Genomic DNA, 12,789 nt, shown 5'->3' on the forward strand with positions numbered 1-12,789 from the left:
TATGTACTAGAAAGAAGGCGGACTATGTCCGCTTTCTTTCTATATAAATTGAACTTGTGATTTTCAATTGGGTATGAATTATTCGTTCAATAAATAAAGAAATAAAAAAATGGTGGTGCAAAATGAGATATAAAGAATTAATTAAACAAATGACATTGGAAGAAAAAGCTTCCCTCATGTCTGGAGAAAACTTTTGGAATACGAAAGCAATTAAACGTCTTGGAATTCCGTCTATAATGCTGACAGATGGACCGCATGGAGTGAGGAAGCAAGGAGGAAAGGCAGACCACTTAGGTTTAAATAAAAGTCTGCCCGCCACTTGTTTCCCAACAGCGGCAACGTTGGCTAATAGTTGGGACAGACAATTAATTTATGATGTCGGCCAAACGATCGGAAAAGAAGCAGCTATCGAAAAAGTGAGTGTGTTGCTTGGTCCTGGATTAAACATTAAGCGGAATCCGTTATGCGGACGCAACTTTGAATACTTTTCCGAGGATCCTTATTTAACGGGAGAATTAGCGAGCGAGATGGTCAAAGGCATTCAAGTGAATGGTATTTCTGCATGTCCAAAACATTTTGCGGTCAACAGCCAAGAGCATATGCGCATGACGATTAATGAGGTCGTAGATGAACGTTCGTTAAGAGAGCTGTATTTAGAAGGATTTAGACGTGTAGTAGAGAACAGTCAGCCGAAAAGCATCATGACCTCTTATAACAAAGTGAATGGCACGTTTGCCAATGAAAATACGAATTTGTTACAAGATATTCTGTATGAAGAATGGGAATTTGATGGCGTAGTCGTTACGGATTGGGGCGGTAATAATGACCGTGTTGCAGGGTTAAAAGCGGGCAATCAATTAGAAATGCCTTCAACCAATGGGATTACGGATCGAGAAATCGTGCAAGCTGTTGGAAATGGTGAACTTTCTGAAGAAGTGTTGGATGAATCCGTCAATCGTCTGTTGGAGCTAGTCTTTGCCACCCAACTAGACGATAGCGACACACGAAGTATTGATTATGAGGACCACCATAGTAAGGCAGTTGAAGCAGCCAAACGTTCGATTGTGTTATTGAAAAATGAAGATAATATTTTACCGCTTGGTCCGAATAAAAAAGTTGCGATTATTGGTGATTTTGCCAAATATCCTCGTTATCAAGGTGCTGGAAGCTCGCTTATTAATCCTGCCAAACTATCCAATGCCTGCGATGTATTGGGTCAATCTAGCTTGCCAATTGTTGGGTACGCAAAGGGTTTCAAACGGATGGGCGGAAATAATGATCAATTACTCAAGGAAGCTGTTACGTTAGCTAAGCAAGCGGATATCGTTCTGCTGTTCTTAGGGCTAGATGAAGGCAGCGAAGCGGAAGGTGTTGACCGTGAACACCTTGGCTTGCGCCAGAACCAGCTGGATTTGCTTCGTTCATTGACGAAAGTTAATTCTAATATTGTGGTGATTCTTGCTGGTGGTGGAGCCATTGAAATGCCGTTCGTGCATGATGTGAAAGCTATCGTTCATACCTATTTATCTGGACAAGGAAGCGCCGAAGCGTTAAGTAGTGTTTTACATGGGGAGTACAATCCTAGCGGTAAGCTTAGCGAAACGTTCCCGATCACATATAGCGATGTTTCTTCTGCTCCTTATTTTCCGGGTAAAGAGGCAACCGCTGAACATATTGAAGGTATTTTCATCGGTTACCGTTATTTTGATACCGCCGAAAAACCTGTGTTATTCCCGTTTGGCTATGGGTTGTCTTATACTACCTTTGCATATAGCGATTTAACGACTGATCAGTATAAGGCTTCCTTTACCATAACGAATACAGGAATGGTTGCGGGAGAAGAAGTTGCGCAGCTATACATCCAGAAGCATGATTCCACCATATTTAGGGCAAAACGAGAATTAAAAGGCTTTGAAAAGGTGTTCTTAGAGCCCGGTGAAAGCAAGCGTGTCACGATAGTGCTAGAGGAACGTGATTTTTCATACTATAATACGACGATTCATGATTGGGCAGTTGAACCTGGAGCTTACGATATTCAAATCGGAAGTTCGATACAGTCGATTCATTTGCATGAACAGATTACGCTCGAGGGCGATTCCGTTTTCAGTGACCATACGAAGGAGCGATTCCCGCATTATTTTAGCGGTCATGTTCATGAAGTAACAGCAGCTGAATATAATCAGCTATTGGGTTACGAACCGCCATCTCCTTATTGGGACCCGAAACAGGATTTGGGATTAAACGACACCATTGCTCAAGCTAAATACAAGAACGGATTGGGGAAAACAATCTATCACCTTGTACTTTTCTTTAACAAGTTTTTTAATAAAGTCAATAAACCCCTACTAGCGAATAATGTCTACTTTGTTTTGAATATGCCGTTTCGTCAAATCGACCGCTTTACCGGCGGAAAAATTAGCCGCAAGCAAATCTTGACGGTGTTGAAATGGGTAAATCGATAACGTTCAAATGAAGTTAAATAATGAAGTTCGTGAAGAATTAAAAATAGGAGCAGGAGATTTGTCTACGGACGAATCTCCTGCTTCTTTTTTGGTTTGGTAGGAATATAAAATTAATTTCACTTGATTACAATATGGTCTAGAAAAAAATAGACTTAATGAAGACTTCTACCAATACTAATTTGTGAAATGGAGAACCAAATTTAAAGCTCACTTAAATATCGTTTAATATATTAATAAACAAAAAATAAACAATTGTTTGAATTTAAAACAATTGTTTATTTTTTATTGACGCTACTTTAAATTGTTGCTATGATAAACCTGAATTTAATATAGAATTATGTCGTATAATATTGGGAATATGGCCCAAAAGTTTCTACCAAGCCGCCGTAAAGGGCTTGACTACGAGGTAAGTGTTAAATGAAAGAGAGAGACTCTTTCTTATTTACTCTTGTTATAGTCAAACGCTCCGGTCGATATCGGAGCGTTTTTTTATCGTTTAAGCAATATTTAATTCTAGATTTTATCATACTAAGCAAGAGCTTTGTTCGCTCTTAATGTGTCATAAAGTGTGATCCATTCGTAAAGCAATAAATACATTCAAAGTGAAAGGATTGAGAAAGAATGAAAAAGAAAATTTACTTCAATCATGATGGCGGTGTGGATGATCTTGTTTCACTATTTTTATTACTACAAATGGATAACATTGAACTTACTGGTGTCTCCGTCATTCCAGCTGATTGTTATTTAGAACCTGCTATGTTTGCAAGTCGAAAAATCATGGATCGTTTTGGAAAAGGCAGCAGTTTAGATGTAGCAGAGTCAAATTCTCGTGGAAAAAATCCTTTTCCTAAAGATTGGCGTTTACATGCTTTCACTGTGGATGCCTTGCCAATATTAAATGAATCTGGAAAGATTGTTACACCAGTAGCGGAGAAACCAGCGCATCTTCATATGATAGATGCAATTCACGCTTCAGACGAAAAAACTACTCTTTTATTCACCGGTCCACTTACGGATCTTGCCCGTGCACTAGATGAAGACCCTTCGATTGAAGAGAAAATTGATCGACTTGTATGGATGGGTGGCACATTTCGTGATGTAGGAAATGTAGAGGAGCCTGAACATGATGGAAGTGCAGAATGGAACGTATTTTGGGACCCAGAAGCAGCTGGACGAGTATGGGAAAGTAGTATAGAAATTGATTTAGTAGCGCTTGAAAGCACTAGCCAGGTTCCTCTTACAGTAGATATACGTAATCGTTGGGCATCTGAACGCAAACACGTTGGTGTTGATTTTATTGGCCAATGTTACGCGATGTGTCCGCCGTTAGTTCATTTTACAACGAACTCAACATATTTTTTATGGGATGTGTTAACAACAGCGTTTCTTGGTAATAGTGATCTTGTGAAAGTGAAAAAAGTTAATAGTATTGTGCATACAGATGGGCCGAGTCAAGGACGTACGGAAGAAAAAGAAAATGGTCGCCCAGTAAATGTAGTTTATGATGTAAATTCTAATGCTTTTTTCGATTATATTACGGATTTATCTAAAAAAGCTTAGGCTATAACATGAAAATATCAGGATTTTTTAAAATTTAGTTTGATCACAAAAGCAATGTTGGAGGAAAAAATGGCTATAAAATCACGACTTAAAATTATGATGTCTCTTCAGTTTTTTATTTGGGGATGTTGGCTTGTTACACTTGGCTCATATATGTTCAATACATTACAATTTTCTGGCACACAAGTTGGAAGTGTTTATAGCACAATAGGGCTTGCTTCTATTCTAATGCCAAGTCTTGTAGGGATTATTGCAGATCGTTGGATAAAGGCAAATAGATTATATGGAATTTGCCATTTCCTTGGAGCGATTTTCTTATTTTCAGCAGCAGGGATGTCAGATCCTAAGCTTATGTTTTGGGCGATGCTTTTTAACGCAATGGTTTACATGCCGACGATTTCTTTATCCTATACGATTTCCTATTTTTGCTTAGAAAAAGAAGGAATTGAGACAACGAAAGGCTTCCCTGCAGTTCGTGTTTTTGGAACAATGAGTTTTATCCTTGCAATGTGGGTAGTTAGCCTTGGTGGATTTGAATTGAGCAACATGCAGCTATATATAGCTGCGGGTGCTTCCTTATTACTTGCACTTTATTCATTAACACTGCCAGATTGTCCGACATCAAATGTTAAAAAGGATAGGTCATTAGTAAGTCTTTTAGGCCTAGATGCTTTTGTATTATTTAAGCACAAGAGAATGGCTATCTTTTTCCTTTTTGCTATGCTGTTAGGTGCTGCGTTACAAATTAACACAGCATTTGCTGACCCTTTTTTACATGATTTTGGGTCAAACAGTAACTATGAAGATAGTCTTGTTGTTAAATATCCAGCAATTTTGTTATCAATGGGACAAATTGCTGAAGTATTCTTTATTCTTGCGATTCCTTTTTTCTTACGTAAATTTGGAATTAAGACCGTAATGTTGTTGAGTATGGTAGCGTGGACATTACGCTTTGTTCTTTTTGCCTTTGGTGACCCATCTAATGTAGGAATCATTTTATTGCTATTATCAATGGTTGTATATGGTGCTGCATTTGATTTCTTTAATATTTCTGGATCTTTGTTTGTTGAAAGAGAAGTGGATCATCGAATTCGTGGAAGTGCACAAGGCTTATTCATGACAATGGTTAACGGCGTTGGTGCTTATGTAGGAGCTATTCTTAGTGGGAAACTGGTTGATTATTTCACTATTAACGGAGTGAAGGATTGGCAAAGTATCTGGTTAGTTTTTGCAGCATATACACTCGTCCTTGCAATTGTCTTTGCTTTAAGTTTTAAATACAAGAATGACCGTGATGCAATGAAGAATGTAAATAATGTTGCTTAATAGATATTCTTTATCATTTTGTTATAGAAGTATCAACCTCATTTGACTAGTTACGGTCTCAAAATAGAATAGAAACAAGCATATTCGAATCATACGAATATGCTTGTTTTTTATTTTTCAGATCATTAATAAAAATTTTAAATGAATGTATGTGTATACTTTTATACGTGCTTATTCGTTGTATAGGTGTAGGGAGGAAAAAAGATGAAAAAAGAAAATGAGCTAGCCTCCTATCTTATCTGTCTAGGAGAGGAAGTGTTCCACCTATTACTGGCGAAAGGTGCAAAAAAAGATGATGCGGAAGATATTATTCAAAATAGCTTTTACAAAGTTTATGTCCTGTTGGATGACCTGACAGAAAACAATATACGTCCGTGGTTTTTTAGGGTGTCACTCAATGAGTATATTGATTTGAAAAGGAAAAAGGATCAGCAAAATATTTACTTAACGGAGGAAATTTATTCAAAGCTACAACACACAGATCACGAGTTTGATACGATTTTAAATAAAGATGAGATTTTCTATTTATTAAAAGACATCAAAATAGAATATAAAGAAATTTTCTTTTTAAAGTATTACTATGATTTTTCATACGAAGAAATTGCTCTTATTTTAGGCATTCAAGTAGACAATGTAAAGCAAAAATTATATCGCGCACGTAAATTTATTCATTCAAAAGTAGGAGGAAAACAGTGATGGATAGTTCATTAAAAGGTGCTTTAAAAAAGGCTAAACGAAAACAACTACTAAAAATTATCATTACTTCAATTGTAGTCGTACTAATATTGTTACCAGTCGTTTATAAAACAGGTAACTACTTTGCAGCAAAAAATTCTACAAGACTTCACGAACAGCTTTTCTTACATAATGAAATTGCCCAACCTAATATTCAAATCAACTCACAAGTAACAAGTAATTCATCCATGTTTGGGGGCAATATTATTACGAATCGTTCTAAAAATATTAACGGATATCTAGTTCAATGGAGCACTCTCACAAGTTCGTACGATTGGATTCGCATTATGATTGATCACAACGAGTTAATTCCTGGATTTTATCGCTCTGATACAGGGTCCTATGAATATGATAAACAAACAAAAAATAAAGTTGCGACATTTTATCATCCATCTATTAAAGAATATTATGATGGTATACAAAACGAACTAAGTGAAGTTTCACAAATGGAAAATTACGTGGCTGAAGTTGGTATTTCTTTCGATCAGCCTTATACATTACAAGAAATACAAGCAAAAATTCCCGATAATTTAAACATCGTATGGCTGTACATGACCTCGCCAATTGTAGATGAAAGTAAAGGGCCTGCTGGTGTGCAGGTTTATGGATTTGATCCATCCGATTCACCGAAAGAAGCATACAATAGCTTTATTGGGGCACTTAAAAATTATGATGCTTATGGTAATAATGAAACAATCCAAGAGCTTATAAATTTAAATAAAAATAAACAGTTCGATGAAGTGAAAATTTCAGGGGTAATGCTTACTGGCCAAACTCAAAATTTTAAAGCTCTAGAAAATGAGGATTTTATTCGTGGTGCTTCAGTAGGAGCTACTGCTCGAATTGTCCCTTATATTAAACCCGAAAAATAACGAGTAATACACCAGGGTTACCTATTTATTCTGGAATAAATAAAACGAAGGCCGATTTTCTATACTCATAGAAAATCGGCCTTTATTTAAATTAAGAAAGTTATAAGAATTGGTGTGTAAGTTTGTTAAGATTTAATTAGTATTATATCCTTATACGAATCCTATAGGGGTGATCAGGTGAGCCTAAAGAGTTGAAGGAGTGAATGTAGTTGAACATATTGATTTGTGATGATGATAAAGAAATTGTAAGAGCGATTAGTATTTATTTAGAAAATGAGGGATATAAAGTATTCAAAGCTTACAATGGGCTAGAGGCAATCGAACTTATTGGAGATCACGCTATTCATCTAATTATTATGGATATTATGATGCCAAAAATGGATGGAATTACGGCGACGATAAAGATTCGGCAAGATAATATGATTCCGTTAATTATACTTTCTGCTAAGTCGGAGGATCATGATAAAATACTTGGATTAAATATCGGAGCAGATGATTACTTGGCTAAGCCATTTAATCCGCTAGAACTTATGGCCAGGGTGAAATCGCAGCTAAGAAGGTATACGACATTTGGGAGTCTTGAAGTGAGTAGTAATGTATTTCAAGTTGGTGGGCTCACGATTGATGATGAACAGAAAATCATTACGGTAGATAAAGAAGAAGTTTATTTGACACCAGTGCAATATAAAATTTTAAAGCTTCTCACAGCAAATGCTGGGAGAGTATTCACAATTGAAGAGATTTATGAAAAGGTATGGAATGAAAGAGCGGTTAATCCAGAAAATACGGTTTCGGTTCATATTCGAAAGATTCGAGAAAAAATTGAGATTAATCCGAAAGAGCCGAAGTATTTAAAAGTTGTATGGGGAGTTGGGTATAAAGTTGAGAAATATTAGTCATGCACTCATTACGAAAATGGTTGTGTTTCTGATTGCCGTCGTTTGTATAACAGGTACAGTGAGGGCAATTATTAATATGGAAGTAAATGAGGTTCATCTTAGTAGTATCAATCAAGAAAATTATTTTGAAAGCCAAGCATTTGCCGATGAAAGTTATGGCGTTATTGCACCCTTAGCGGAATTAATCAGTCAATACAAAAGTGAAGAACATATTTTAAGTGGGAAGACACTAACAGAGGAAGATAGTAGAAATATCGAAGAAAATTTATTTAATGATTTTCTTTATTCGTACAAATATAATCATGATTTGAATGAGGCAGAAAATCGTCGCATATTTAAAGAAACACATGCAGATGAGATACAACGTGAAAAAGACAAAAGCATGAATGCTCAAGTAAGAGATTTTTATCGATTACGTAGCACACTAGAAGCAAAAGAAGGTATCGTCTATTATGCGAGTAACGGTGAGCAAGAATTTTCCAATAGCATAGTCAATAAAAAAGAGCAATTTGAATCCTATGGTGCCTATATGCTATTTGAGGATTATCAACAAAAGCTTTATCCAAATGAAGCGAAAGAAAGTCATTACTTTGATAACCTTCCATACGTAGTTGATAAGTTGAATCCACAATCAGGCGTCATGTATGTAGCGTTTACAGAATCTTTCTTACAACAAAAAATAAAAGAGTGGGAAAAGGGAAAAGCGCTAGCTACAAATTTGCTTAATGAATTCATTGTATTTCTAGCAGTGTCTATTTTATCTTTTGTTTACTTAATCATTGTTATTGGAAGAAAGTCATTTAAAGATAAAGTGATTCATTTAAATGTCATTGACAAACTATATAATGATCTCAATATTGCAATTGTCGTTTCTTTAACAATGATGTGGATAGCGATGTTTATTGAAGTGTTCCGTGATATGAATATACTTCTCACGATACCTATTTTTGGCATTGCTTTACTGCTGATTTTATCGCTCATCAAGCATATGAAAAATAGGACAATACTTTCGCATACACTTATTTATCGACTACTTAAAAAGGCCTTTCTTGCAGTAAAAAATATCTTTGATAGCGGCAGTATAGGTGTAAAAACCACGTTACTTGTCATTGGTTATCCAGTAGTCGTTGCGGCAACGTTTTTCATGTTCCCGATTACGATTGGTCTAGCAGTTTGGTTTGCGATGAGAAAGGTAAAGTCATTTAACCGCATTAAAGAAGGCGTCGAGCATATTAAAAATGGAGACCTTCAGCATCGAATTGACGTAGATGGAAAAGGAGAGCTTAGCGGACTTGCAGCGAATATTAATCGTATTACCGATGGGTTAAAAAACTCTGTGGATAGTGAAATTAAGAGCGAGCGCTTAAAAACAGAGCTCATTACGAATGTTTCACATGATATCAGAACGCCTTTAACATCCATCATTACGTATGTCGATTTATTAAAAATAGAAAACGACCCTGAAAAAATTGCAGAATATATAGACGTGTTAGATCAAAAATCTAAAAGGCTGAAGCACTTAACGGATGATTTATTTGAAGCAGCTAAAGCGTCAAGTGGAAGTATACCTGTTCAGTTAGAACGAATTGATATCGTATCATTACTAACGCAAGGAATAGGAGAAATGGATGAAAAAATTGAAGCATCATCATTAGATTTTAAGTTAGCCTACCCAACAGAAAAGGTGTATGTGAAGGCGGATGGTAAACTTCTATGGCGCTCCATCGAAAACTTATTCTCGAATATTTTTAAATATGCACAGCCTACATCAAGGGTATATATTGATGTTGAAGATTTAGGAAATGAACTACTCGTAACATTTAAAAATATTTCAGCATATGAATTAAATATTTCAGTCGATGAGCTAATGGAACGCTTTAAACGAGGCGATGAATCGAGATCAAGTCAAGGTAGCGGATTGGGGTTGTCGATTGCCGAAAGCCTTATCCACATACAGCACGGAAAATTCTTAGTTCAAGTAGATGGCGATTTATTTAAGGCAATGATTTATTTACCGAAATTTTCAAATGAATAATGTGGAGAAGGAATAGGACATGTGAGTGTCCTATTCTTTTTCTGTGTGTATTTATTTGCATAAAAAAACGCTCTGTTGCAAGAGCGCATTTTTTCGGTCACCTTATATTTTCACTAACTCCACAACCGTACCAGTCTTTGCATCGGCAGCGAATTCATATTGTTCCAAATCGCCATTTTTCACACGGGAAATACCGCCTTTATACACATTAATGTGGATTGCTTCTTTTTGAAATGGTTCTGGACTCATATAAATCCATGAACCGTCTATTGGACCTTCTTGTTTAAAGGAGTTTTTAATATCTTTTAATACTAATTCCGCAGATCGATTTATATCCATTCTATTTGCAGCTTGGCTAGCAATTACACCAATTACAACACCTGTTCCAAGGCCCAACATATAGTCACGAATTTTCATTACGATTCCTCCTTACGTCTTTTATTTAGTTTATCATAAATTGCCAACGGATTAAATTTTTCGAGATGCGAAGTATTTAGGTGGTAAACTATTCAAACTTTTATTACAATAGAAGAGGATGTTTTTAGTAATATAATCGTATGCAGCTTTAGGAGGCTTTTATTTATGAATGAAGAAACGCGTTCACTATTTAAAACATTAACAGAATTACCAGGAGCTCCAGGAAATGAGCATGCTGTTCGTGCATTTATGCGCAGCGAGCTATCTAAATATTCAGATGAAATTATTCAAGATAATTTAGGTGGTATTTTTGGAGTTAAAAAAGGGGACGAAAATGGTCCTAGAATTTTAGTTGCTGGTCATATGGACGAAGTAGGTTTTATGGTGGCGGGAGTTACCGATAATGGGATGATCCGTTTTCAGCCGCTAGGTGGTTGGTGGAGTCAGGTTTTATTGGCACAGCGTGTTGAAATTGTTACGAATGAAAAAGTAATTCCGGGTGTTATTGGATCGATTCCTCCTCATTTATTAAGTGATGAGTTACGAAATAAACCAATGGATATTAAAAATATGCTGATCGATGTTGGCGCTGACGATAAAGAAGATGTGCTTCGAATGGGTATTAAACCAGGCGATCAAATTATTCCAGTTTGTCCGTTTACGCCAATGGCAAATGATAAAAAAATTATGGCGAAAGCATGGGATAACCGTTATGGCTGTGGACTTGCGATTGAATTATTAAAAGAAGTGCAAAATGATACATTGCCAAATATGTTGTATTCCGGTGCAAACGTAATGGAAGAGGTTGGGCTGAGAGGTGCACAAGCATCTACGAATATGATTAATCCTGATCTTTTCTTTGCTTTAGATGCAAGCCCTGCGAATGATGCTTCAGGCAATAAAAATGAATTTGGCCAGCTTGGAAAAGGGGCGCTTTTACGAATTTTTGACCGCACAATGATTACTCACCGTGGAATGAGAGAGTTTGTATTAGATACAGCAGAGACCCATAATATTCCGTATCAATATTTCATCTCTCAAGGTGGAACGGATGCAGGTCGTGTGCATACGATGCTTGAAGGTGTTCCAAGTGCAGTAATTGGAATTTGCTCACGTTATATTCATACATCTGCTTCCATTATCCATACGGATGATTATGCAGCTGCGAAAGAATTGATCGTGAAGTTAGTGAAATCTTGTGATCGAACAACGCTGGAAACGATTAAAGCAAACGTTTGATAATAGTTAGGAAAAAAAGATGCCCTTTAAGGCATCTTTTTTTAGAGAGAAGAATGGATTGCGCTTCATCATTCGTACTTTACATAAAGTGTGTCTTAACGAATAGCCACTATGCCTCCGCGCTTGCCGCACCTTACATGAGCCAACTTGTGCTGCGCCAAAGTGGGTCTCATACTTCGGCTCATGCGGCCCGGCGCGCTACGGCAATAAGTAATTGGCTATTTATATAGATTATTTTTCATGGAGATTTGGGCTTATCTATAAAAAGTGACGATGATTTTTCCTCATCTCAATGCTTTTACACTTCCATTTAGCTTCCCTCTATTTTAGTTGGAAAAATGGATGGTTTAGTTGGAAATGCATTCATTTGCTCTCTCTTTTTAAGAAATGGCTCCACCATTCTAACTAAGTAGCCAGCCCTAATGGATTGAAGCGAAAGGGGGGCGACTCCGGCGGGAACAGCGTTAGCCGAAGACCCTGGACTGAGCGCATGCGAAGGAAGCGGCTGAGGCAACGCCCGCGCAAAGCGTCCACCCCTGTAGCGAAAACCCCAGAGGAAACTATCATTAAGACGCACTTTATTTTAGAAAACGAACAAAAATATAAAATGGTTAATCAACAATCGTTACATAATATATCAAACTAAAAATAATAGGAGATCAAATGTATGAAAATATTAATAGGAACCAATAATAGAGCTAAAACAAAAGCAGTACAGGCAATCTCAAGTATTTATTATCCGCAAGCTGTTTTTGAAAATAAAGAAGTACCGTCTCTTGTTTCAGAGCAACCGATGAGCGATAAAGAAACACGACAAGGTGCGATTAACCGAGCACAGCAATTAATGATTCATTCCGACGCTTCTTTTGGAATAGGCTTAGAAGGTGGAGTAAATGACATAGATGGAGTGATGTATATTTGCAATTGGGGCGCCTTGGCTACAAATGACGGCAAGCTATTTACAGCTACTGGAGCAGGGATACCAATACCAGAAGAAGTGGCAAATCAGTTAAGAACTGGTGGGGAACTTGGCCCTGTTATGGACGTCTATACTAATAAGAAAGGCATAAGGCATGATGAAGGTGCAATAGGAGTATTTACGAACGGATTAGTAAAAAGAAGCGATATGTTTGAGCATATTATGCTCTTGTTGATCGGGCAATACGAATTGACTAAAAAAATGTGAAGCGCTTGTGGTTGCAAGAAAGCTGATTCATCGTTAAAATATATAGCAGTTATGCATT

Annotated in this window: 10 protein-coding genes and 1 riboswitch; of the genes, 9 read left to right on the forward strand and 1 reads right to left on the reverse strand. The window is 36.7% G+C overall.

Annotated elements, in window-relative coordinates; genetic code table 11:
* The first annotated feature begins 122 nt into the window (after window positions 1-122).
* The 7 genes from RUH95_RS03950 (at window position 123) to RUH95_RS03980 (ending at window position 9,889) form a co-directional block, all read left to right on the forward strand.
* A complete protein-coding gene (locus RUH95_RS03950) occupies window positions 123-2,462 on the forward strand; it encodes a beta-glucosidase family protein (protein ID WP_313891534.1) in 2,340 nt (779 codons plus the stop codon).
* Between the two features lie 320 nt (window positions 2,463-2,782).
* Window positions 2,783-2,884: riboswitch (purine riboswitch) on the forward strand.
* Between the two features lie 199 nt (window positions 2,885-3,083).
* Window positions 3,084-4,022 carry a nucleoside hydrolase gene (locus RUH95_RS03955; RefSeq protein WP_313891535.1) on the forward strand — a complete coding sequence of 313 codons (939 nt, stop codon included), beginning with the start codon at window positions 3,084-3,086 and terminating at the stop codon, window positions 4,020-4,022.
* Window positions 4,023-4,091: 69 nt separating this feature from the next.
* The gene (locus tag RUH95_RS03960; protein ID WP_313891536.1) at window positions 4,092-5,348 is read left to right on the forward strand and encodes a nucleoside permease; all 1,257 of its coding nucleotides are present in this window, start codon (window positions 4,092-4,094) and stop codon (window positions 5,346-5,348) included.
* Window positions 5,349-5,552: 204 nt separating this feature from the next.
* Entirely contained in the window at window positions 5,553-6,044 is a 492-nt protein-coding gene (locus RUH95_RS03965) for an RNA polymerase sigma factor (RefSeq protein ID WP_313891537.1), read from the forward strand.
* The gene (locus tag RUH95_RS03970) at window positions 6,044-6,955 is read left to right on the forward strand and encodes a sigma factor regulator N-terminal domain-containing protein (RefSeq protein ID WP_313891538.1); all 912 of its coding nucleotides are present in this window, start codon (window positions 6,044-6,046) and stop codon (window positions 6,953-6,955) included. Before RUH95_RS03965 ends, RUH95_RS03970 begins: the two co-directional genes overlap by 1 nt.
* Before the next feature lie 209 nt (window positions 6,956-7,164).
* On the forward strand, window positions 7,165-7,851 hold the full coding sequence (locus RUH95_RS03975; RefSeq protein WP_313891539.1) for a response regulator transcription factor: 687 nt from the start codon (window positions 7,165-7,167) through the stop codon (window positions 7,849-7,851).
* A complete protein-coding gene (locus RUH95_RS03980) occupies window positions 7,838-9,889 on the forward strand; it encodes a HAMP domain-containing sensor histidine kinase (protein ID WP_313891540.1) in 2,052 nt (683 codons plus the stop codon). Before RUH95_RS03975 ends, RUH95_RS03980 begins: the two co-directional genes overlap by 14 nt.
* 102 nt (window positions 9,890-9,991) lie before the next feature.
* Here RUH95_RS03980 and RUH95_RS03985 read toward each other — a convergent pair whose 3' ends face one another.
* Window positions 9,992-10,306 (reverse strand): hypothetical protein, encoded by a 315-nt coding sequence (locus RUH95_RS03985; RefSeq protein ID WP_313891541.1) that lies wholly within the window; start codon window positions 10,304-10,306, stop codon window positions 9,992-9,994.
* 165 nt (window positions 10,307-10,471) lie between these two features.
* On the opposite strand from RUH95_RS03985, the gene RUH95_RS03990 reads away from it, so the two are divergent.
* Window positions 10,472-11,545: a M42 family metallopeptidase gene (locus RUH95_RS03990; RefSeq protein WP_313891542.1), complete on the forward strand. Its 1,074-nt coding sequence runs from the start codon at window positions 10,472-10,474 to the stop codon at window positions 11,543-11,545.
* 667 nt (window positions 11,546-12,212) lie between these two features.
* Window positions 12,213-12,731: a DUF84 family protein gene (locus tag RUH95_RS03995; protein WP_313891543.1), complete on the forward strand. Its 519-nt coding sequence runs from the start codon at window positions 12,213-12,215 to the stop codon at window positions 12,729-12,731.
* The last annotated feature ends 58 nt before the right edge of the window (window positions 12,732-12,789 follow it).

The sequence above is a fragment of the Psychrobacillus sp. genome (assembly GCF_032154225.1).
Classification (GTDB): domain Bacteria; phylum Bacillota; class Bacilli; order Bacillales_A; family Planococcaceae; genus Psychrobacillus.